This window comes from Hoeflea sp. 108, assembly GCF_000372965.1.
Lineage (GTDB): Bacteria > Pseudomonadota > Alphaproteobacteria > Rhizobiales > Rhizobiaceae > Aminobacter.
The window spans coordinates 74,592-97,485 of record NZ_KB890025.1 but is presented as its reverse complement, the minus strand read 5'-3'; the positions used below and the strand labels follow the sequence as shown (position 1 = coordinate 97,485).

20 protein-coding genes are annotated in these 22,894 nt (G+C 64.0%); 11 read left to right on the top strand and 9 right to left on the bottom strand.

Features of this window, described 5'->3' with window-relative positions:
- Positions 1-28: 28 nt before the first annotated feature.
- The 9 genes from B015_RS0126485 to B015_RS0126445 all read right to left on the bottom strand — a co-directional run bounded on the left by B015_RS0126485 (position 29) and on the right by B015_RS0126445 (position 11,486).
- Positions 29-1,639, bottom strand: coding sequence for a GMC family oxidoreductase (locus B015_RS0126485; RefSeq protein ID WP_018430784.1), 1,611 nt, complete (start codon positions 1,637-1,639; stop codon positions 29-31).
- The gene (locus tag B015_RS0126480; RefSeq protein ID WP_018430783.1) at positions 1,636-3,150 is read right to left on the bottom strand and encodes an FGGY-family carbohydrate kinase; all 1,515 of its coding nucleotides are present in this window, start codon (positions 3,148-3,150) and stop codon (positions 1,636-1,638) included. The genes B015_RS0126485 and B015_RS0126480 overlap by 4 nt, the downstream gene beginning before the upstream one ends.
- A gap of 127 nt (positions 3,151-3,277) precedes the next feature.
- Positions 3,278-4,123, bottom strand: a complete 846-nt coding sequence (locus B015_RS0126475; RefSeq protein ID WP_040457352.1) for a class I fructose-bisphosphate aldolase — start codon at positions 4,121-4,123, stop codon at positions 3,278-3,280.
- A complete protein-coding gene (locus B015_RS0126470) occupies positions 4,096-5,823 on the bottom strand; it encodes a glycerol-3-phosphate dehydrogenase/oxidase (protein WP_018430781.1) in 1,728 nt (575 codons plus the stop codon). Before B015_RS0126470 ends, B015_RS0126475 begins: the two co-directional genes overlap by 28 nt.
- A gap of 21 nt (positions 5,824-5,844) precedes the next feature.
- Positions 5,845-6,834, bottom strand: coding sequence for an aldo/keto reductase (locus tag B015_RS0126465; RefSeq protein ID WP_018430780.1), 990 nt, complete (start codon positions 6,832-6,834; stop codon positions 5,845-5,847).
- Entirely contained in the window at positions 6,831-7,829 is a 999-nt protein-coding gene (locus B015_RS0126460; protein ID WP_040457321.1) for a sugar-binding transcriptional regulator, read from the bottom strand. Before B015_RS0126460 ends, B015_RS0126465 begins: the two co-directional genes overlap by 4 nt.
- Positions 7,826-8,812 carry an ABC transporter permease gene (locus B015_RS0126455; RefSeq protein ID WP_018430778.1) on the bottom strand — a complete coding sequence of 329 codons (987 nt, stop codon included), beginning with the start codon at positions 8,810-8,812 and terminating at the stop codon, positions 7,826-7,828. Before B015_RS0126455 ends, B015_RS0126460 begins: the two co-directional genes overlap by 4 nt.
- Before the next feature lie 19 nt (positions 8,813-8,831).
- Positions 8,832-10,367: a sugar ABC transporter ATP-binding protein gene (locus B015_RS0126450; RefSeq protein WP_018430777.1), complete on the bottom strand. Its 1,536-nt coding sequence runs from the start codon at positions 10,365-10,367 to the stop codon at positions 8,832-8,834.
- A 90-nt stretch (positions 10,368-10,457) separates the two neighbouring features.
- Positions 10,458-11,486 (bottom strand): substrate-binding domain-containing protein, encoded by a 1,029-nt coding sequence (locus B015_RS0126445; RefSeq protein ID WP_026227758.1) that lies wholly within the window; start codon positions 11,484-11,486, stop codon positions 10,458-10,460.
- Between the two features lie 331 nt (positions 11,487-11,817).
- On the opposite strand from B015_RS0126445, the gene B015_RS0126440 reads away from it, so the two are divergent.
- The 11 genes from B015_RS0126440 (at position 11,818) to B015_RS0126385 (ending at position 22,892) form a co-directional block, all read left to right on the top strand.
- On the top strand, positions 11,818-12,102 hold the full coding sequence (locus B015_RS0126440) for a DUF2218 domain-containing protein (RefSeq protein ID WP_018430775.1): 285 nt from the start codon (positions 11,818-11,820) through the stop codon (positions 12,100-12,102).
- A gap of 160 nt (positions 12,103-12,262) precedes the next feature.
- The gene (locus B015_RS0126435) at positions 12,263-13,168 is read left to right on the top strand and encodes a siderophore ABC transporter substrate-binding protein (RefSeq protein WP_018430774.1); all 906 of its coding nucleotides are present in this window, start codon (positions 12,263-12,265) and stop codon (positions 13,166-13,168) included.
- A gap of 20 nt (positions 13,169-13,188) precedes the next feature.
- Entirely contained in the window at positions 13,189-14,154 is a 966-nt protein-coding gene (locus tag B015_RS0126430) for an iron chelate uptake ABC transporter family permease subunit (protein ID WP_051092010.1), read from the top strand.
- Positions 14,147-15,088, top strand: coding sequence for an iron chelate uptake ABC transporter family permease subunit (locus B015_RS0126425; RefSeq protein WP_018430772.1), 942 nt, complete (start codon positions 14,147-14,149; stop codon positions 15,086-15,088). Before B015_RS0126430 ends, B015_RS0126425 begins: the two co-directional genes overlap by 8 nt.
- On the top strand, positions 15,085-15,843 hold the full coding sequence (locus B015_RS0126420) for an ATP-binding cassette domain-containing protein (protein ID WP_018430771.1): 759 nt from the start codon (positions 15,085-15,087) through the stop codon (positions 15,841-15,843). Before B015_RS0126425 ends, B015_RS0126420 begins: the two co-directional genes overlap by 4 nt.
- A 234-nt stretch (positions 15,844-16,077) precedes the next feature.
- Positions 16,078-17,076: a biotin synthase BioB gene (gene bioB, locus B015_RS0126415; protein WP_018430770.1), complete on the top strand. Its 999-nt coding sequence runs from the start codon at positions 16,078-16,080 to the stop codon at positions 17,074-17,076.
- The gene (locus tag B015_RS0126410; RefSeq protein WP_018430769.1) at positions 17,073-18,209 is read left to right on the top strand and encodes an 8-amino-7-oxononanoate synthase; all 1,137 of its coding nucleotides are present in this window, start codon (positions 17,073-17,075) and stop codon (positions 18,207-18,209) included. Before bioB ends, B015_RS0126410 begins: the two co-directional genes overlap by 4 nt.
- Positions 18,206-18,844 (top strand): dethiobiotin synthase, encoded by a 639-nt coding sequence (gene bioD / locus B015_RS0126405; protein ID WP_018430768.1) that lies wholly within the window; start codon positions 18,206-18,208, stop codon positions 18,842-18,844. Before B015_RS0126410 ends, bioD begins: the two co-directional genes overlap by 4 nt.
- The gene (locus B015_RS0126400) at positions 18,841-20,103 is read left to right on the top strand and encodes an adenosylmethionine--8-amino-7-oxononanoate transaminase (protein ID WP_018430767.1); all 1,263 of its coding nucleotides are present in this window, start codon (positions 18,841-18,843) and stop codon (positions 20,101-20,103) included. The genes bioD and B015_RS0126400 overlap by 4 nt, the downstream gene beginning before the upstream one ends.
- Entirely contained in the window at positions 20,100-21,083 is a 984-nt protein-coding gene (locus B015_RS0126395; RefSeq protein WP_018430766.1) for a beta-ketoacyl-ACP synthase III, read from the top strand. The genes B015_RS0126400 and B015_RS0126395 overlap by 4 nt, the downstream gene beginning before the upstream one ends.
- A 537-nt stretch (positions 21,084-21,620) precedes the next feature.
- Positions 21,621-22,892, top strand: a complete 1,272-nt coding sequence (locus B015_RS0126385; protein WP_018430764.1) for an ABC transporter substrate-binding protein — start codon at positions 21,621-21,623, stop codon at positions 22,890-22,892.
- Positions 22,893-22,894: the final 2 nt, after the last annotated feature.

Below are 22,894 nucleotides of genomic sequence, written 5' to 3'. Positions count from 1 at the left end.
CAGGGGTTGTCAGACCCGTCGCGCAGTTTCATGCAGCATCCGCCAAAATCATCTCGGACGCCTTCTCCGCGATCATGATGACAGGCGAATTGGTGTTGCCCGAGACGATCGACGGCATGATCGAGGCATCGACGACGCGCAGGCCGGTCAGTCCGTGAACCCTGAGCCGCGCATCGACCACCGACATGGGATCCGAGCCCATCTTGCAGGTGCCGACCGGATGGAAGATCGTGGTGGCGATGTCGCCGACCTTGCGCAGCACATCGGCGTCGCTCGCGACTGCCGGCCCGGGCAATATCTCTTCCGGCAAAAAGCGCTTGATGGCCGCAGTCGACATCAGCTTGCGCACATGGCGGATGGAAGCGATGGCGACATCGCGGTCGCCTTCCGTTGAAAGGTAATTGGGCCTGATGGCGGCCGCCACGCGCGGATTGGCCGACACGGCATGCACCGTGCCCCGGCTTTCCGGCCTCAAATTACAAACCGAAACGGTAACCGCCGGGAAGCGGTGCAGCGGCTCGCCGAGCTTGTCGGTGCTGAGCGGCTGGACGTGGTATTCGAGGTCGGGCGTCTCGAGGCGCGGATCGCTGCGGGCGAAGATGCCGAGCTGGCTGGGCGCCATCGACAGCGGGCCGGAGCGCCTGAGCGCATATTCGATGCCCATTGCCGCGCGGCTGAACAGATTGTGGTAGCGCTGGTTGAGCGTCGCGGCATTGCTCACCTTGAAGACGGTGCGGATCTGCAGATGATCCTGCAGCCCCTCGCCTACGCCGTCGAGCCGGTGCGCCACATCGATGCCGAGCGCGGAGACCACATCGGGCCGACCGATGCCCGACAGCTCCATGATTTTCGGCGAATTGATCGCGCCTGCGGCAAGGATCGTCTCCCCGGCCTTCGCCTCAAACAGCTTGCCATCGAAGCGGAAGACCACACCGCGCACCTGCCGCCCATCGAGCACCAGCCGTTCTGTCTCGGCGCCGGTGACGACGCGCAGATTGGGCCGGTTGAGGATCGGCCTGAGGAACGCCTTGGAGGTGTTCCAGCGCACGCCCTTCTTCTGGTTCACTTCGAAATAGCCGGAACCTTCATTGGTGCCCTGGTTGAAGTCATCGGTACGCGGAACGCCGATCTCCTCGGCGGCATCGCGGAAGGCATCGAGGATCGGCCAGGACAGGCGCTGGCGTTCGACCCGCCACTCGCCGCCTTTGCCGTGTCCGGATGGCGCCGCACCATGATAGTCCTCCGACTTGAGGAAATAGGGCAGAACGTCGTCCCAGCCCCAGCCGACATTGCCGGCCTGGCGCCAGCCATCATAGTCGGCGGCCTGGCCGCGCATGTAGATCATGCCGTTGATTGACGAGCAGCCGCCCAGAACCTTACCCCTGGGATAGTTGAGCGCCCGACCGTTGAGGCCCGCCTCGGCCTCGGTCTTCATCAGCCAGTCGGTGCGCGGATTGCCCATGCAGTAGAGATAGCCGATGGGAATATCGATCCAGTGATAGCGGTCGCTGCCGCCGGCTTCGAGCAAAAGCACGCGATTTCCAGGATCAGCGGACAGGCGGTTGGCCAGCACGCAGCCGGCCGAGCCGGCGCCGACCACGACGAAGTCATAGGTGCCGAAATCGCTTGTATCGGTCATGCCCCGACCTGTTCGCTCGCCATGCTCTGCCACAATGGGCCCATCGCCTTATTGATTTCGCCATAAAGCCGGTAGCGCCGTCCATAGGCCTGCGCCAGCTCGCAATTGGGCTCATAGTGGCGCGCCGCCGCCGTCATTGCAGATGCACCGTCGGCGAAGTCCTTGAAGACACCGACGCCGGTGGCGGCGGCAATGGCAGCACCCAGTGCGCCTGTCTCGCGGCTGCGCGCCACCGTTACCGGCAGGCCCAGCACGTCGGCGAAGATCTGCGGCCAAATGGCGCTGCGCGAGCCGCCCCCCGACAGCACCGCCTCGTCGAGCGTAGCACCCGCTGCCCGCAACGTCTCGACATGACGTCGGTGTTCGAACGCCACGCCCTCGAACAGCGCTCTAAGCAGATGGGCACGGCTGTGCCAGCCGGCGATGCCGTAGAAGCCGGCACGCGCCTGGCCGTTGGTCTGGGCGCCATAGAGATAAGGATGGTAGATCGGCACATCACTCGTCGGATCGATCGAAGCGACCAGCTCGCCGCAGACCTCGAAGGGCGAACGGCCGGTTTCGTGTTCGTGCTCGAAGAACTCCCGCACGATCCATTCGAGATTGGCGGCGGAGGTGGCGCTGGATTCGATCGCCAGATAGCGCTCGGGATCGTAGGTCGAAAGCATGAAGATGCTGGGGTCGCGGATCGGCTCGTTGGTGATGACCTGGTTGATGCTCCAGGTACCGGCGATGATCGAGGCAGCGCCGGTGCGGGTGACGCCGGAGCCTACGGCGCTGGCAACCACGTCGAAGAGCCCGGCAATGACAGATGTTCCCTCGGCAAGCCCGGTCAGGCGCGCAACTTCAGGTGAAATGCGCCCGGCGATCTCGGCCGATTCCAGCACCGGCGGCAACAGCGGCGCGCAGTCCTCGAGCCCGTAGGCGGCAAGCAACTCACCTTCATAGCGGCGGCCCGGCATCGATAGCAGTCCGCATCCCGACATGTCGGTGGTGTCGGACGAGCGCGCGCCGGTCAGCCGGTTGACGACGAAATCCTTGCACAGGAACACAGTACCGATGCGCCCATAAAGCGCCGGATCGTGGCGTTTCAGCCAGGCGAGCAGCGTCGGCGTCTGCGCCGCCCACGGCTTTTGAAGGCAATGCGGATAGGTGCGTTCGCCGACGCCCTGCTTCTGCCATTCCGACACAAGTGCTGCGCCGCGTGTGTCGAGCGACTGGATGCCGACAAGCGGCTCGCCGTCACGGTCGAGCGCATAGAGCCCGTTTCCATGGCCGGCGCAACCGACGGCGAGGATGTCTGCGGCATCGACACCCGACCGTTCGATGCACTGTCCGATGACCTCGACGGCATTGCGCCACAGCTCGCCCAGGTCGCGCTCGACATGACCTGCTTTCGGCATGCACGACCGGCCGTCCTTGGCGGCAAGTGCCAGCTCACGCCCTTCAAGGTCGAACAGCACGGCCTTGATGACGGTGTTGCCGGCATCGAGGCCGAGAATATATCCTCCCATAAGCCCCTCCCAAGGCCTTGGAGCCTATCCCATTCGCATCGAATGGGAATTAGGCTCTGTCTTGTTTGATCGCATGTGCCCGCACGACCGGTTCGCAGCTTGCGGGACGCTGCGTCGAGCAAATGCCCTAGTTCGACCGGCTGTACCGGTCCCAGGCTGTTGCACCGTCGGCTCCCTCGTGGATGATCGCCATCAGGCCCGCCACGACCGCGCGCGGATTGGCATGCTGGTAAACGTTGCGGCCATAGACCATGCCATGCGCGCCCTGCGCCATCAGTGCCGCCGACTTGTCGAATACGGTCCGCAGGTCCTCCTTGCCGCCGCCCCGCACCAGCACCGGGCAGCGCGCCGCTTCGACCACCCGGTAGAAATCGCCAGCCTCCGTGGTCGGGTCGGCCTTGACGATGTCGGCGCCCATCTCGCGAGCCAGCCGCGTCAGCGTCACGATCTTCTCGGCATCGCCGTCGACCATGTAGCCGCCGCGCTCCGAATTTGGCAGCATCGCCAGCGGTTCGATCATCAACGGCATGCCGTATTTGTCACAGTCGGCGCGGACACGCGCGATGTTCTGCACACACTGTCGAAACAGGTCGGGCTCGTCGGGAAGCATGAACAGGTTGACCACAACGCAGGCAGCATCCATCGCCAGCGCGCCAATCAGAGGTTCGTGCTCGTTCTGCAGCACCGACCACATGTCGCGGTGGCGGGTCTTGTTGTAGGGGTTGCCCATGTCGATGCGCATGACCAGCGCCGGCTTGTCCTTGCCCGCGCGCTCCTGCAGCAGATCGGCCTGGCCGAAATTCATCTGGATGGCATCGGGACGCGCCGCGACCAGTTGGTCGACCACACCAGCCACGTCTTCCAGCCCGTCAAGGAAGGATGGCTCGTTGCAGACGCCATGGTCGATGGCAACGTCGAGACAGCGACCGTTGGCGAACAGACGGTTCATGCGGACTTTAGGGCTGATGCGCATTGAGCGCTCCTTTCGGATCTTGCTGAGAGTTTGGTGGCGTCGAGCCCGTGCCGGCTTTCCAGCAGGGCGAGAAATTCCTGGCGCTCGCGGGCGCTACGCTGTTCATCCCACCCCTTGGCCCCAGCCAAGATGTCGAGCGCCTGCTCGATGAGCCCGGACGAGAGCTTGCCGGTCACGCCGATTGTCGTGCGCCGCAGCAGCAGATCGTCGAGCTTCTCGACATGTTCATGCGCGATCAGATGGGCGAGCTCGGCAATGGAGTAGCGGCAGCCTAGCAACATCGTGTCATCGCCGAGCGCTTCGGCAATCGTTGCCGCGTCCGTGCCATAACGCTCGAACAACTCGCGGATGCGGGCACGGGGCAGTCCTGAAATGGCTGCCTGTTCGATCAGCCAGCGTTCGACATCAGCAGGGAAATCCCTGCCGCCGCCGATGGCAAGTTCCTCGGTATCCCTGGCCCGTTTCATGCCGAGCCTCTCCAGCGCCATGTCGGCGGCCAGCGCGCCGAAGGAGCGGAACGTGGTCCACTTGCCGCCGATCATGCACAGCATCTCCGGCACGGCGCCGCTCGCTGGAACCGCTTCACAGAAATGATCGCGCGGGATTCGGCCGGTGAAGCTATCGTCGCTGACCGGCAGCGGGCGTACACCGGCGAACTGGAAGACGATCTCTTCAGGTGCGATGCGCAGATGGGGGAAAACGAAGGCGAGCGACTGAAGAATGTAATCGCGCTCGTCGGCCTCGCAGCGCACCTCGTCCGGATCGTCGACACGGATATCCGTCGAGCCAACAAGCACATTGCCGAGATAGGGGAACAGGATGCAGATGCGACCGTCCTCGTTCTCGTAATAGATCATGTGGCCCGAGAGCGCGTCGTGCAGCTCGCGATTGGCGACGATCAGGTGCGAGCCCTTGGTGCCGCCCATCATTCTGGGTACGGAGGTGCCAAGGCCAGCGTTTGTCAGGTCGATCCAGCCGCCGGTGGCGTTGACGATCAGCTGCGGCTTCAGCCGCATCGTCTCGCCGGTCAGCGTGTCGGTGAGCATCACCCCGTCGGCGTCACCGCTGACCTGCGCATGGTTCAACGCAGCTGCAGAAGGATTGGCGACGAGCGCGTCGTTCAGCATTTCAACGCCCAGCCGCTCGGGCCGGCTGACCCAGGCGTCATAGTAGGTCGCGGAGTTGCGGATATCGGGATTGATCGCCGGCCAGGTCTTCAGTGTTTCGGCCCGGCTGCGGAAGATGTGCTTCGGCATCAGCTGGCGGCTGGCAGTCAGGACGTCATAGACGGCGAGCCCCGCCTTAATGACGACAGCACCGCGACGGCTTGGCCTTCGGGTCAGGCCGAGAAAGCGGAAGGCACCGTTGGTGATGCCCGAGAAGAGATCGAAGATCGGCACCGTCGTCGGCAGCGGGGCGACGAAATGCGGGGCGTTCTTGAGCAGCCTGTCGCGCTCCAGCAGCGACTCCCGCACCAGCTTGAACTCGCCGTTCTCTAGATAACGCAAGCCGCCATGCACCATGCGCGACAGAGCGGCACTCGCCCCCGAGCAATAGTCGCCCTTGTCGGCCAGGAGCACGTCGACACCCTGCAGCGCCAGCTCGCGGAACAAGCTGATGCCGTTGATGCCGCCCCCGATCACGAGCACGGCAGGGCCGTTCCGGCCCTTGAGGCCGGCTATGGTTTCGCTGCGGTTCATGGTGCGGAGCGCTTCCTTCGGTCAGGCGTCCATCGCGACGAGATGCCTGGAAATGGCGGTGTCGAGGGCTGTCAGATCGTCGGCATCGAGCCTGATCTGGCCGGCCCGCGCGTTATCAAGGGCTTGCGCCGGATTGCGAGCGCCACAGAGCGCAAATGTGATTCCGGGCTGGGCCAGCGTCCAGGCGATCACCACCTGCGCCATGCTCGCCCGGTGCCGGTCGATGACGGGCGCAATGGCCGCCTTGAGCGCGGCAACCTTCTGCCGGTTGACCTCGGAGAAGCGCGGATTGTCCTTGCGCTGGTCGTCGCCTTCGAACTTTCTCGACGGGTCGATGGCGCCCGAGAGCAGGCCGAGCGCCAGCGACGAGTAGCTGAGCGTGGCGACATCATTGGCCCGCGTGATCGGTAGCAGCGTGTCCTCGATCTCGCGGTCGAGCATCGAGTAGCGCTCCTGGATGGCGTCGAGCTGGCCCGCTTCGACATAGGCATTCAGCTCGTCGGCATTGACATTGCTTGCGCCGATGGCGCCGATTTTGCCTTGCCGCTTGAGCCGCAACAGAGTGTCCATCGTCTCGGCAACAGGCGTCGTCGGGTCCTGCCAGTGGGTGATGTAGAGATCGATATGGTCGGTGCCGAGGCGTCGCAGGCTCTGCTCGATCTCATGGGCGATGCCGTCGGCGCCGAGATAACGATGAACGGGCAGTCCGTCCTGGTCGAAGAAGTGCTTGCCTTTGCCGGAATGCCAGTTGAGCCCGCATTTGGTGGCGATGACGACCTTGTCGCGGCGCCCACGAATCGCCTTGCCGACAATCTCCTCGCTGCGGCCGAGGCCGTAGGCAGGTGCCGTGTCGATCAGCGACACGCCGGCATCGATGGACGCCTGGATCGCGGCAATCGAGGCATCCTCGTCGGTGCCGCCCCACATCCAGCCGCCGATGGCCCAGGTGCCGAGGCCGACGCCGGATGCGGCGATGCCCGATCGACCGATGTTGCGAACAAGCTGGCTCATGGTCTCTTTCCTTCGGCGAGTTCCAGGACCTGAAGGGCCGTGGCTTCGTCGGTGACGATGGTTTCAAGGTGGTTGCCACGCATGGCGCTCAGGATCGGCGCGACCTTGCTTGTGCCGCTGGCAACACCGATGGTGCGCGGGATGGTGGCGAATTCTTCCAGGGTCAGCGACACCAGGCAGCGGTTGAGGCTGTAGTCGCAGACCTTGCCCTGAGCATCGACGAGATGGGCGAGAAGCTCGCCCGCCGCACCCGAATGCTCGATGGCCTGGCGGTCGGTGCTCGACGAGGGATGCAGGTCGTAATAGCTGGAGTCGTCGGTCAGGATCGAGCCGATGCCAACCACCGCGACATTGGCCTCGCGCGCCTTGCGGAACACGTCGGAAACGGAGCTGACCCCCATCAGCATGTTGCGCTGCTCGGGGCTGTCGGCAAACAGCGGCGCATGCACCTGGAAGGCGCGGCCGCCGAGCTTGTCGGCCATCAGCGACGCCACATGGTTGACGTCGGTGTAGTGCTTGCCCTGCACGAGCCCGGTCGCCGGAATGACCTCGACCTTGACCTGCCGCCCGCCATTGAGGCCCGCGACCACGGCCGAGACGCCCTTGCCACCGGTGATGGAGATGGTGTCGCCATCCTTGATCGTGTCTTGCAGCAGCGTTGCTGCGGCTTCGCCGACGCGCTGAAGTGCTGTCTGCGGATTGTCGCCGAGCGACGGCACGACCACCGCGCGCTTGAGGCCGCCAAGCGCCACCAGCCGCGCCTCGATGGCGACGAGGTGTTCGATCGGCGACTTGATCCTGATTTCGACCAGCCCCATCTGGTGGCCGCGTTTGATCAGGCGGTTGACCGTCGCATGCGAGATGCCCAGCTCGTGGGCGATCTCAGCCTGGGTCTTGCCTTCCATGTAGTGGAGCACGAGCGCCTGGTGCATCTGGCGAGCACTGGCGATTTCGTCGCGTGAGTTTCCATTTGCCATCATGCGCCTCCCGCTCATGCCTTCCTGCGGTGAAGCAGGTGATCGATGGAGACGGCAGCGAGCAGGATGCAGCCCTTGATCATGTCCTGCCAGTAGACCGAGATGTCGAGCAGGATCAGCGAGCTGGTGACCACAGACAGCAGCGCCATGCCGAGGATCGCGCCGAAGATGGTGCCCGAGCCGCCATTGAGCGAGGCTCCGCCGATGACGGCTGCGGCAATGATGTTGAGCTCCATGCCGGCACCGAAGGTGGGCGTGGCCGCCCCGAAGCGGGACATGTAGATGACACCTGCGAAACCTGCGAGCGTCGAGCTCAGCACCGTGACCCAGAACTTCACCTGCTTGGTGCGGATGCCGGAATACTGCGCCGCCTTCTCGTTGGAGCCGGTGTAGAAAACCTTGCGGAAAGCGGTCGCCCGGCGCAGCAAAAAGTCGAAGATCGCAACCACCACCACGAAGATGATGATGACATAGGGAACGCCCTGAAAGCTGCCTTGGCCAATCGCCTTGAAAGCCGGCGGCAAGGTGAACAGCGACAGCGGCGTGCCCTTGGTGACGATCAGGCACAGGCCGCGCACGATCACCATTGCCGCGAGCGAAGTGATGAAGTGGTTGAGCCCAACCACGGTGACGAAGAAGCCCATGACCGCGCCGATCAGTGCGCTGACCGCGATGCCGATCAGGCTGGCGGTCCACGGATCGAGCCCTGCGAGAAATAGCGCACCCGACACCACCATCGAAAAGGCGACGACCGAGCCGACTGACAGGTCGATGCCGCCGACGATGAGCAGGATGGTCATGCCGACGACGACAATGCCCTCGATGGAGAAGCTCATCAGCATGGCGCGGAAGTTGCCCCATGTCAGGAAGTGCGGCGAGGCGAACGACATGGCAATGCACAGCGCCAGGATGATGACGATCAGCCCTGCCTCGCGCATCGAGCCGAGCCGCGCAAGGTTCCAGCGCGCGCCCTGGCTTTCGGTCTTGATCTGAGCCGTCATGATCGGTGCTTCCGCTTCCCTAGGCGACATTTTGAGCCCTGGCATTCTGTGAGTTTGGCTGCACGCCGGAGGCGAGCATGATGATGGCTTCCTCGCCGAGTTCGTCGGCAGCGAGTTCGCCTGCTATCCGTCCTTCGCACACCACCAGAACGCGGTCGCACAGGCCAATGAGTTCTGGCATCTCGGAGGAGATGACGATGACGCCGACGCCGCGCCTGGCAAGCTCGCGCAGCAGGCGATGGATCTCGGCCTTGGCGCCGACATCGATGCCGCGCGTCGGCTCGTCCATGATCATGACCCTGGGGCCGACCGACAGCTGCTTGGCAATCGCCACCTTCTGCTGGTTGCCGCCGCTGAGCGTCGAGACGGCAGCGCCGACGCCCGCCATGCGCACGCCGAGCCGCTTCGCCAGCTCTGTTGCCTGCGCGGTTTCGGCCCGACGGTCGAGCAGGCCGAGTTTGCCTGTGAGCTTGCCGAGGTCGAGCGCCGAGACATTGGCGGCAATCGACATGTCGAGAAATACGCCAGAGCCCTTGCGGTCCTCGGAGAGATAGACAAGGCCAGCCTTCACCGCATCGGCATAGGAAGAAATCTTGCTTGGCTGGCCGTCGATTTCGATCGCGCCCGAAACCGATCTCCGCAGGCCGCACATGGTCTGTGCCATTTCGCTGCGGCCCGATCCGATCAGGCCGCCTATGCCGAGAATTTCGCCGGCGCGAAGCTCCAGCCCGACGCCGAAGCAGCGCGCACCGTCCGACAGGTCGGACACCTTGAGCAAGGTGCCGCCAGGCATTTCATCTGGGTCGAGCTTGTCGGGGTAGAGCTGGGCGATCTCGCGGCCGACCATCCTGCGCACCACCTCGTCGGGCGAGGTCGCGGCGATCTCGTCGGTGGCGACATAGCGGCCGTCGCGGAACACCGTCACCCGGTCGCACAGCGAGAAGATCTCGGCCATGCGGTGGCTGATATAGATGATGGAGATGCCGCGCGACCTGAGTTCGCGGACAATCGCGAACAGCCGCTGCGCTTCCGGCTCGGTCAGGGCTGCCGTCGGTTCGTCGAGGATCAGCACGCGGCAGTCGAGCGTCAGCGCCTTGGCGATCTCGACCAGCTGCTGATTGGAAATGGAGAGATCGCCGACTTTGGTGCGCACCGGGATGGGCGCAAGCAGGTCCATCACCTTCTGCGCCTCGCCATTGAGGCGCTGGAAATTCATCAGCGGCGCGCGGCGGGCATTGATCGCCGACATGAAGATGTTCTCGGCAACCGTCGCATCGGGGCAGAGCGCGATCTCCTGATGCACGAGCGCAATGCCGAGCTTCTGGGCAGCGGCTGGGTTGGCGATCTCGGTGCGCTCGCCGGCGAGGCGGATCACGCCTTCGTCAGGCTGCAGCACGCCGGCGATGATGTTCATCAGTGTCGACTTGCCCGCACCGTTCTCGCCGCACAGCGCATGCACTTCGCCTGGCGTCAGCGAGAAGTCGATGCCGGTCAGCGCTTTGATGGCGCCGAACGACTTCGAAACTCCTGATATCTCGAGAATGGGCGTCGACATCTGTCAACTTTCGCTGTGGTTTGGGTTCTGAGAGCACCGGGGCGCAGGCGCCCCGGCTGTCTTCAGCAAGGCATGAAAGGGCGGGGAAATCTATTCCTCGATGCCCTTGGTGCCGCGACGCTTGAGGTACTTGTCCCAGTAGAAGTCGTCGGCGTTGTCGGCGGTCACGATCGAGAAGCCGTTGTCGACGAAAGGCACGCTCATCGGATTGAAGCCCGAGCGCTTGGCGTCGTTCATCGGGTCGATCAGCTCAGGATGCTTGGCCATCCACAAGAGCATGAAGCCCATGTAGCCCTGCATGCCCTGGTTCGGGTTGACCGAACCGAAGATCTCGCCGGCCTTGATCATGTCGAGGATCTTGGCGTTGACGTCGGCCAGCATCACCTTGATCTTGCCGCCGCCTTCCTTGGCCGCCTGAGCAGCACCGATCGCCGAATTGGCTTCCGGCATGAACACGGCGCCGAGGTCGGGGTGGGCCTGAGCGAGGCTGAGCACAGCCTGGTAGGCCTTGGTCGGATCCTGGTTCGAGGCAGCGCGGCCGACCAGCTTCATGTCCGGCCACTTGGCCTCCATGCGGGCGACGAAGGCGTTGACGCGCTTGTCATGGTTGTCCTGGCCGGGATTCTCAAGCACGGCGTATTCGCCCTTGCCGTTCATCGACTTGGCTACAGCATCGGCAGCATAGGTGCCTTCGGCGACGTTGTCGGAGGTGATGTAGGAGACGCGCTTGGAATTGGGCGAGTCGGCGGCGAAGGTGACGACTGCGGTGCCCTGCTCGATGGCGCGATTGATCGGCTCGATGAAAGGATCGGAGTTCATCGGATGCACCAGGATGCCGGCCGGCTTCTGGGCCAGCGCTTGGTCGAAGGTCGCGATCTGCTTGTTGACGTCATATTCCGGCGTGCCGGTGTAGGCGGTCTCGCAGCCAAACTGCTGTCCGGCCTGCTTGAACATCTCGTAGACCGGGAACCAGTATTCGACGCCCGACACCATGACGTTCATGACGTATTTTTCGCCGGGCGCGCATTTGAACGGGTTCTCGGCCGACTGGGCATGGCCCATCCCGAGAATGGTCGAGACCGCAGCCGCGGCCGCGAAAGTGCTCAGAAATTTACGCAAGTTCCCTCCCTTGGCCGAAGCCAGATCAATAACCTTCGCCAGCACCGGAGATGCTGCGCCGTATGGATTGATTGCCCGAACTTCCTCCCGAAGTCCGGTGAAATGAGAATTGCAGCCTTGCGTCCAGCTGTCAATAAAATTCACAATATGAAATATATTTCAGACTGACAAGCGGTCGGATCGTTCATTCGGTGAAATTTATTGCAGCGGATCGCTGAGCAATAGGCAAGTGCCGTATACGCCTGCCACGGGCCAACGGCACTGAACCATTGCCAAATGAACCCCGGCGAGTACCTATGTGCGATAAGTTGAGTTTTAGAGGAAAGATTCTATGCACAAGACAACCGGTCGGTTCGAGAGCGAGCACGGGCAGAAGTACATGACCCAGCTCTGCAAGCATTTTGCCCACAAGATCGAGGTCACCTTTTCCGAGCGCCATGCCGAATGCCTGTTTCCGTTCGCCAAGGCGGTGATGGATGCCGATGACAGCGGCCTGACGATCCATCTGGTCGCGCCCGACGGCGAACAACTGGCCCGCGCCAAATCCGTGATCGACGACCATCTCGTCCGTTTTGCCTTTCGCGAAGCCGACAAGTCCACCGAATGGAGCGCCTGACCCAGCAGAGGCGAGGCGTGGCCGTGTCTTTTCCGGCGCAATCACAAAAACTCTAACAAGTGCCATGAGGGCTTGTTGCCGCCGCAAAAATCCTGATAAGCGAAAACTGGAGATAAACAGGAAGGTTTATTCAGCCTTCGATAAGATACGGAGCCAAGTCATGAAGTTCGCTCGGAAGCTGGCCACTATGGCCGCAGCGCTGGCCATGGTCGCGACCCCCGCCCTGGCGGTGGAGGTATCGACGGCCGCCGGACCGAAAACCATCGACAAGGTGCCGCAAAAGGTTGCCGTCTATGACATGGCCGCCATCGACACGCTGGCCAGCATCGGCATCAAGCCTTCAGGCGTTCCCGAAAAGCTGTTTGTTCCAGAGTTGACCGAGGCCAACAAGGATGCCGCAAAGATCGGTACGCTGTTTGAGCCTGATCTTGAGGCACTGAACGAACTGGCCCCAGACCTCGTGGTGGTCGGCGGCCGCTCGTCGGCAAAGGCTGAGGCCACGGCCAAGGTGGCGCCCACCATCGACATGACCATGGATGGCGACGACCTGCTCGGCCAGGCCAAGGAACGACTCGCCGCCTATGGCGAGATCTTCGGCAAGGCCGATGAGGCGGCTGCCGCCGCCGGGAAGCTGGACGCGGCGGTCGAGGCCGCGCGCCAGGCCGTGAAGGGCAAGGGCAAGGCCCTGATCATCATGACCAACGGCCCCAAGATCACCGCCTATGGCGCCGGCTCGCGCTTCGGCTGGGTGCACAAGGCGCTCGACCTTGAGCCCGCTGTCGCCAACATCGAGGCTTCCGGCCATGGCGAGGCGGTCTCGTTCGAGTTCATCAGCAAGGCCAATCCGGACTGGCTGCTGGTTCTCGACCGCGCTGCTGCCATCGGCTCCAGCGACCAGGGTGCCAAGGCGACCCTGGACAACGAGCTGGTCGCCGGCACCGCCGCCTGGGAAAAGGGGCAGGTCATCTACCTGCCGGCCGCCGACTTCTACATCGCCGCCGGCGGCGTGAACTCGACGCAGCGCGTGCTCTCGGTCATCGAGCAGGCCTTCGCCAAGGCCCAGTGATCAGTGACCGAGGCGCGGTGATGCCGAAGACCCTGCCGGCCGCACGTGTTGCGGTCGGCGCCAGCCTCGTCCTGCTGTTCCTGCTCAGTCTTGGCATCGGCGTCGACGACCTGTCGATCCGAAGCGCTGCAGTCGATTCTGCAGCACTTCAGCTGTTGCTGGTGAGCCGCCTGCCGCGAACGCTCGCGGCGATCCTCGTCGGCGCCGGGCTCGCCATCGCCGGACTGGTCATGCAGATCCTGGTGCGCAACCGTTTCGTCGAGCCGACGACGACAGGAACCGACCAGAGCGCGGCGCTCGGCGTGCTTGCCGTCACCATCCTTTTTCCGGCCGCCTCCATCGCGACGAAGACTGTCGTGGCCGCCAGCGCGGCACTTGCCGGCACATCGGCCTTTCTCGCCATGGCGCATCGCCTTCCGCCGACCCAGCCCTTCCTCATCCCACTGTTCGGGTTGATCTTCGGCGGTGTCGTCGGCGCCGCCGTCACCTTCATCGCCTGGCAGTTCGATCTGCTGCAATTCGTCGATGTGTGGACCAAAGGCGAATTTTCGGGAGTGCTGCGCGGCCGCTATGAAATGTTGTGGCTCGTCGCCGCTGCCGTCGTCTTCGCCTGGTGGATCGCCGACAGGCTGACCATTGCTTCAATGGGACGGGACATCAGCACCGGCCTCGGATTGAACTACCAGCGCATCGTCCAGCTCGGACTGGTGATGATCGCCATCATCTCGGCGCTCGGCGTGGTCGTGGTCGGCATGATCCCCTTCGTCGGCCTGGTCGTACCCAATCTCGTATCGCGGCTGATGGGCGACAATCTGCGCGCCGCCCTGCCGTGGGTCGCCGCCACCGGCTCGACCCTGGTGCTCGGCTGCGACATCCTCGGCCGCATCATCCGCTACCCTTACGAAATCCCCGTCGGCACCGTGCTCGGCGTCGTCGGGGCCGGGCTGTTCCTCTGGATTCTTTTTCGGCGGACCGACCATGGCTGAGCGGCGGCTGTGGTTTCTTGCCGGCGCGGCACTGCTGGCAGCTTGCGCCTATATGGGCGTCGGCCTGCGCGGCAGCATCTGGTTCGCGCTCGAACTGCGTGCCGTCAGGCTACTGGCGCTTGCGCAAGTCGGCGTGGCGATCGCGGTTTCGACCGTCGTCTTCCAAACCGTCACCGCCAACCGCATCCTCACGCCCTCGATCATGGGGCTCGATGCGCTCTACATGTTCGGCCAGATCGCCATGGTCGCAGCGCTCGGCGTCACCGGGTTCGTGGCGCTTGAACCGCGGCTAAAATTCGCCGTTGAAACCGCTGTCATGATGGCCTTGGCGCTCGCAATCTTCGTACCGATGCTACGCCGCCGCTACGACATGGGACTGCTGCTGCTGGCAGGCGTCGTCATGGGCGTGTTGTTCCGCAGCCTCGCCAGCCTGTTGGCACGCGTCATCGACCCCAACGCCTTCGCGGTTGCGCAAGGCGCAAGCTATGTCGACTTCAACACCGTACGCACCGACCTCGTGCTGATCGGTCTGGTGGTGACGCTCGCAGCAAGTGCCATCGTCTGGCACAAGCGCCACCTGCTCGACATCGTAGCCTTGGGCGCCGACAGCGCCATCGGACTCGGCGTCGACTGGACGAGGACGCTGGCCGGCCTGCTGCTTCTGGTGGCAGCGCTCGTCGCGGTGTCGACAGCGCTTGTCGGCCCCGTCGCCTTCCTTGGCCTGTTGGTGGTGGCGCTGGCCGAGCGCATCGTCGGCAGCCGCAGGCACCGCCTGCTTCTACCAGCAGCAACGCTGACTTCTGTTGTCGTGCTGCTCGGCGGCCAGACAATCCTGCAGCACGGGCTCGGCGGTGCTTCGACGCTCGGCGTCGTCATCGAGTTCGTCGGCGGCATCGTTTTCCTGTGCATGCTTTGGTCAGTGAGCCGGCGATGATCGAGATCAACAACGTTTCCTTGAACCACGGCACCTCAAGGGTGCTGCACGATATCTCGCTGACGCTGCCCAAGGGCGGGCTGACGGCACTGGTCGGCCCCAATGGCGCCGGCAAATCGAGCCTGCTGTCGCTGGTCGCACGGCTGCAGCCGCTGGAGACCGGCTCGATCTCGGTCGACGGGCTGCCCGTCGACACCACTCCGGGAAGGCTGATGGCGCAGAAGCTCGCCATCCTTCGCCAGGACCCAACGGTGGCAAGCCGCCTCAAGGTGCGCGAGCTGGTCGGCTTCGGCCGCTTCCCGCACAATCGCGGCCGCGCCGACGAGCGCGACCGCGCGCTGATCGAGGCGGCACTGGAACAGTTCGACCTGGTGCCCCTGGCCGACCGCTTTCTCGATCATCTCTCCGGTGGCCAGCGCCAGCGCGCGCTCGTCGCCATGGCCTTCTGCCAGGGCACCGACTACATGCTTCTGGACGAGCCGCTCAACAATCTCGACATGCAGTTCGCCCGCCAGCTGATGCGCGACCTGCGTTCCGCCACCGACCGCGAAAGACGCACCGTGATCGTCGTCCTGCACGACATCAATCACGCCGCCATCCATGCCGACCGCATCGTTGCCATGAAAGGCGGGCGCGTGATTGCTGACGGCGCGCCAAGCGAAGTGCTGCAGCCTGACATCCTCGAAGAGGTGTTCGGCTACCGCATGGAGGTCATCAAGATAGGCCCGACGCCGCTGTTGCTGCATCACCGATAAAGACGGCCCAGATCTTCGTCAGGGAGACCGGCAACTGCGACAAGGCCGTGCGCGCCACCTCTCCCGACGGCGCAGCACTGGTTTTTCCAGCGCCGGCATCGCCCTCCTCTCTGGCGGTCGGCTGCCTCACAGCACCCCCATCCTCGATATTGGACTGGACACGGTCCCCTGACCAAGGCAAAGGTCCCGCCTCGGGTAGGGATGGCAAGGACACATCTTGGCAGTGGAGAGCGTATGAACGCCGAATTGCACCTGAATGCAGCCGCGGAGCCGCTCAATGGGGCACTTCCCCAGTGGAGCCGCGAAGACGCCCAGGCGATCTACGACCTGCCGTTCAACGATCTCATCTTCCGGGCGCAGACGATTCATCGCCAAAACTTCGACCCCAACCGGGTCCAGCTGTCGCGCTTGCTATCGATCAAGACCGGCGGCTGCCCCGAGGATTGCGGCTATTGCAGCCAGTCGTCGCGCCATGAATCCGGGCTCAAGGCCTCCAAGCTGATGGAAGTGCAGCGCGTTCTGGCCGAAGCGAAAAAGGCAAAGGATGCCGGCGCCACGCGCTATTGCATGGGGGCTGCCTGGCGCAGCCCCAAGGAGCGCGACATGGATGCCGTTGTCGCCATGGTCGAAGGCGTCAAGGAACTCGGCATGGAGACCTGCATGACCCTTGGCATGCTCGATCTCGGCCAGGCACAGCGCCTGAAGCAGGCCGGCCTCGACTATTACAACCACAACATCGACACCTCGGAACGCTACTACAGCGAAGTCATCTCCACCCGCACCTTCGCAGACCGGCTCGACACGCTGGCCAATGTGCGCGACAGCGGCATCAAGGTGTGCTGCGGCGGCATCGTCGGCATGGGTGAGGAAAAGACCGACCGCGTCGACATGCTGGTGACGCTGGCGAACCTGCCCGAACATCCCGATTCGGTGCCGATCAACATGCTGATCCCGATCGAAGGTACGCCGCTCGGCGAGGCCGAACCGATCGAGCCGATCGAATTCGTGCGCACCATCGCACTGGCCCGCATCATGATGCCGAAGTCGCATGTGCGCCTGTCGGCCGGCCGCACGGCGATGAGCGACGAGATGCAGGCGCTGTGCTTTTTTGCCGGCGCCAATTCGATCTTCGTCGGCGACACGCTTTTGACCGCCGAGAACCCGGGCGAGGACAAGGACACCATGCTGTTCCGCCGCCTCGGCATCCAGCCGATGGAGCGCGAGGCGGAGTGACCGGGCGAGCGTTGCTCGACCGCTACGAGGCCAGCCTGCGCGGGCTGGCCCGCAAGAGCCGGCTGCGCTCATTGAACGGTCGCGCCGGGCTCGATTTTGCTTCCAACGATTATCTCGGACTGGCGGGCAACAAGCGCATGGCCGATGCGGTCGCGACAGCGCTGGCCAATGGCACGCCGGTGGGCGCCACCGGCTCACGGTTGTTGCGCGGCAACGATCCGGAGCATGAGGCGCTGGAGGCCAAGGCAGCAAGCTTCTTCGGCGCTGAACGGGCACTGTTTTTCGGCGGTGGATATGTCGCCAACTTCGCCGTGCTCACCACCCTGCCGCAGAAGGGCGACCTGATCGTCCTCGACGAATTGGTCCATGCCAGCGCCCATGAGGGCGCGCGCGCCGGCCGAGCCGAGGTGGTGGAAGTCAGGCACAACGACGCCAATGCTGTGGAAGACGCCATAAGGGTCTGGCGCACGGGCGGCGGCACCGGACGGGCCTGGATCGTGGTCGAAAGCCTCTACAGCATGGATGGCGACGCCGCGCCGCTGAACGAATTGATGGCCGTCGCCGACCGGCACGAGGCTTTCCTGTTCATCGACGAGGCGCACGCAACAGGCATCTACGGCCCCGAAGGGCGTGGACTGGCGCACCATCTCGAAGGCCGTGACAATGTGGTTTCGCTGCACACATCCGGGAAGGCGCTGGGCGCTTCGGGCGCGCTGGTCACTGCACCTGCAGTACTGTGCGACTATCTCGTCAACCGCTGCCGGCCCTTCATCTACGCTACGGCCCCCTCGCCGCTGATGGCGGTGGCGTCGGCTACCGCGCTCGACATCATTGCCGACGAACCCGAACGCCGCCAGAGGCTGGCGAAGCTGGTGACGCTATCGGGCGAAAAGGCTCTAGCGCTGGGCTTCCCCCCGAGCGGATCGCAGATCCTGCCGATCATCGTCGGCGACAATGCTCGAGCCATGGCGCTGGCCGAGGTGCTGCAGGCACGAGGCTTCGATGTGCGTGGCATCCGCCCGCCGACCGTGCCGGAGGGCACAGCGCGATTGCGAATTTCGCTGACGCTCAATGTCGGCGAGGACGATGTTACGGCGCTGTTCGACGCGCTGGCCGAGGAATGGAAGCAATGAGCAACACAATTGTCGTCACCGGGACTGACACCGGCATTGGCAAGACCGTGTTTGCAGCGGGCCTCACCGTCCTGCTCGACGGCGTCTATTGGAAGCCGGTGCAGTCGGGCATCGAGGAGGAGACCGACAGCGAGATCGTCGCCCGTCTTGCTGGCCTGCCCGGCGAGCGGGTCCTGCCGGAGACGTGGCGGCTGAAAGAACCGCTGTCGCCGCACCGCGCTGCAGAACTGGACGGTGTCGAGATCGATGCCGACGCGCTGGCCCTGCCAGTCACTCAGCGGCCGCTGGTTGTCGAAGGCGCCGGCGGCCTGATGGTGCCGGTCAACAGGCGTACACTGTACATCGACGTCTTCGCGCGCTGGGCAGCACCGGTGGTGCTCTGTGCCCGCACCGGGCTCGGCACGATCAACCACACGCTTCTGTCGATCGAAGCGCTGCGCAGCCGTGCGGTCCCGCTTTTGGGCGTGGCCTTCATCGGCGACGAGATGGTCGACACCCAGCGCACCATCGCCGAGATGGGCAAGGTGCGCGTGCTTGGCCGCCTGCCGCGCCTCGAAGCGCTGACACCTGGGACACTCGCCCAGGCCATGCAGGCGAACTTCCGCGCCGCCGATTTCCTGGAGGCCAGGCCATGAGCCGGTCTGCTGTCTGGCACCCCTTCACCCAGCATGCCACCGAGCCTGTGCCGCCCATGATTGCGCGCACCGAGGGCGCCTATGTCGAAACTGTAGACGGCAAGCGCATCCTCGATGCGATCTCGTCCTGGTGGGTCATCACCCACGGCCACAGGCATCCAAAAATCGTCAGCGCCATCCGCAACGCCACCGAAACGCTCGACCAAGTCATCTTCGCCGGCCTGACCCACGAGCCGGCGGAAAAACTGGCCACCGCGCTGGTCGAGATGGCTCCATCAGGGCTCGACTGGGTGTTCTACTCCGACAGCGGCTCGACCAGCGTCGAGGTGGCGCTGAAGATGGCGCTTGGCTTCCACCGCAACAATGGCGACGCCCGCTCGCGTATCGTCGTCATGGAGCACAGCTACCATGGCGACACGATCGGCACGATGAGCGTCGGCGAACGCGGCGTGTTCAACGCCGCCTACGACCCGCTGCTGTTCGAGGTCGACACCATTCCTTTCCCGGCCGCCGGCCATGAGCAGGAAACGCTGGACCGTTTCGAGGCGCTGACGCGCGACGGCAAGGCGGCAGCACTGATCGTCGAGCCCTTGGTGCTCGGAGCGGGCGGCATGCTGATGTATCCAGCCCGGGTGCTGACCGAGCTCAAGCGTATCGCTGAGAAGTCGGGCACGTTGCTCATCGCCGACGAGGTGATGACCGGCTGGGGCCGCACCGGAACCATGTTCGCCTGCGAACAATCAGGCATTTCACCCGACATTTTGTGCACGTCGAAGGGCCTGACGGGCGGCTCTGTGCCGCTGGCGGCGACGCTGGCCACCGACGCGATCTTTCGCGCGCATTTCTCCACCGACCGCTCCAAGACCTTTTTCCATTCGAGTTCCTACACCGCAAACCCGATCGCCTGCGCCGCAGCGCTCGCCAATGTTGCGATCTGGCGCGACGAGCCGGTGGTCGAGCGGGTCATCGCGTTGTCGAAGATGCAGGCGGACAAGATCGCGCGCTTCAACGGTGACGCGCGCTTCGAGAACCTGCGCAGCACCGGCACCATCGCCGCCGTCGACCTGCATGTCGGCAAGGCAGGTTACCTCGCCGAGGTCGGGCCGAAGCTGCGCGCGTTCTTCCTCGATCGCGGGCTTCTGGTCCGGCCGCTTGGCAACGTCATCTACGTGCTGCCGCCCTATTGTGTGACCTCTGCCGAACTCGACCGGCTCTACGATACAGTCGACGAGGCGGCCGAGCTGGCCGCTACAGGATGAGCCGCACCGCGCGCATCGCTGGCTTCGGCCACCACGTTCCGGCCCGCAAGGTCGACAACGCCGAGATCGAGGCGAGCCTTGGCCTCGACGCCGGCTGGATCGAAACCCGCACCGGCATCCGCTCACGCTTTTGGGCAGAACCCGGGGACACGCTGTCGGGACTGGCCGCCAAGGCCGGCGAAATGGCGCTGAAACAGACCGGAATCGCGCGCGGCGACATTGGCCTGCTGCTGCTTGCCACCTCGACGCCAGATCATCTGTTGCCGCCGAGCGCCCCGCTGGTAGCCCACGGGCTCGGGCTCGCCAATGCCGGCGGCGTCGACCTCGCCGGCGCCTGCGCCGGCTTCATCTATGCACTTACCTTTGCCGACGGCTTCGTGCGGCTGCACAACAAACCGGCCATAGTCATCGCCGCCAACATGTTGAGCCGCCGCATCAACCCGGCCGAGCGCGCAAGTGCCGTGCTGTTCGCCGATGCCGCCGGTGCTGTCGTCCTGGCGCCTTCTGCGGAAGCCGGGCATGGCATCCTCGGCGCCTCGGTCGCCGCCGACGGCAGCGGCTACGGCCTGATCCAGATCCCGGCCGGCGGCAGCAGCCGGCCTTTCGCCGACGAGCTCGACATTGCCGACACGCGCATGACCATTGCCAACGGCCGCGAGGTCTTCGTCAAGGCGGTGGAGATGATGGGCCGCTGCTCGGCGGACGCGCTCGCTGCTGCAGGCCTCGCCGCCAGCGATGTCAGCCGCTTCGTACCGCACCAGGCCAACGCGCGCATCTTCAACGCCGTCGGCAAATCGCTCGGCATCGCCGACGACAGGATCGTCAAGACCATCGCCGACTACGGCAATTCGTCTGCCGCGACGATCCCGCTGTCGCTTTCATTGACACATTGCATCCGACCATTCCTGTCAGGCGAAAAGCTGCTGCTCGCGGCCGCCGGCGCGGGGTTGACCGGCGGAGCGCTGGTCCTCGGCCTCTAAGGGGAAAGAGCCTTTCGAACGATTGGCGATCCGCGTGGATCGAAATGGCCCACGGCTGCCAGCCGTGACAACAATCGTCAACCCACCATTGGTCATCGCTACCGTACATCCCGGTTCGATCATCCGTGCGAACCGGCCGTCCTTACAGGTGGCCGCCTGAGGGCAAGTCGGTATCCTGAGCCGAACGGTCGGACGCGGGTCCGACAGCTCGTTAAGGCGCGAAACTTGCAAAAAATGTGATCCGTTCAATGGCAATTTCGGGCCAGAACCAGTGCCGGAGATGGGTCGAAAGCATGGCATCGCGCAGTGCGACATTGCAATCAACATGTTGTTATCGCTACATTTTATCATAAAAATCCCTCTCCAGCCGGGATCTTCGAGCGCATTTCCGAGGTTGCTTTACAAGCGTAGTTTTTTGTGCGCTTATGATCAAATGATGGAGAAAGAGGAACGCTCCGCGGCGGCTTGACCAACGGGCAACAAAGGCCCGAGACGAAGCACGCGGATGCCATCATGCAAACAAGGGGAAGACTCGAGATGAACAAGACAAAGGGCCTCCTGCTGGCCAGCCTGCTCGCGGCAACCGCATTCTCCACCTCGGCCAAGGCCGAAGATGCAGCCTGCCCGGTCAAGATCGGCGGCGTGCTGTCGCTGACCGGCTCGATGGGCGCGGTGGGCAAGAACATCGCCAAAAGCGCGCAGCTCGCCATCGCCAACATCAACGAGGGCGGCGGCATCAAGGGTTGCCAGGTAGAGTTCGTGCTGCGCGACGACCAGGGCCAGCCCAATGTCGGCGTCGACGCGGCCAAGTTTCTGGTTGATGTCGAGGGCGTCAAGGCCTTGACCGCCAGCATCGGCAGCGGCGTCACCATCCCGATCCTGACTTCGGTTGCAGCTCCTTCGCAAATCCCCCAGATCGCCTGCTGCGCTTCGGCGCCGACGCTGACCACGCTCGCCCAGGAAGGCAAGACCGGCGGGTTCTTCTTCCGCACCCAGCCGACGGTCAAGAACCTTGCTTATCCGCCGGCCAAGATCGCCGCCGAGCGCGGCTTCAAGCGCATCGCGGTCATCTACGTCAACAACGACTACGGCGCGAGCCTGGTGAAGGATTTCTCCAAGGCGACAGAAAAACTCGGGGGCGAAGTGGTGAAGGCGGTCGCCTTCAACGAGAACCAGGCTTCCTATCGCGCCGAGGTTTCGGCAGCTCTCGCCGAAAAGCCGGATGCGATGTTCCTCGTCGCCTTCCCGCAGGACGGCGCCACGATCGCCCGCGAATGGATCTCGCTTGGCGGCACCCAGGACCTGATTCTCAACAACGCGCTGCGCAGCCCCGACTTCGTGAAGGCGGTTGGCGCCAAATATCTGACCAAGGCCTTCGGCACCGACAATGCATCAGTGGCCGGCCCCGAGATCGAGGCCTTCAAGCAGGCGTTCAACGCCGCATACGGGATCAGCTCCGACGGCCCCGGCATTTATAGCGAATACGACGCCGTCATGATCCTCGGCCTTGCCATGAACATCGCACCGGACCTGTCCGGTTCGTCTATCCGCGATGCGGTCCGCAAAACGCAGGCCGCGGATGGCGAAGTGATCGGCACGGGTCCGGCCGAGTTCAAGAAAGCGCTGGAGTTGATCAAGGCAGGCAAGCCGATCAAGTTCGTCGGCTCGCTCGGCACGATCGAGTTCGATGCCTATGGCGACATCAGCGGCCCAGCCCTGTCCTGGCACATCCAGGGCGAGGAACTGATCATCGACAAGACCTACTCGAACGAGGATATGAAGAAGCTCTTCGCCGAAATCGAGAGCTAAGA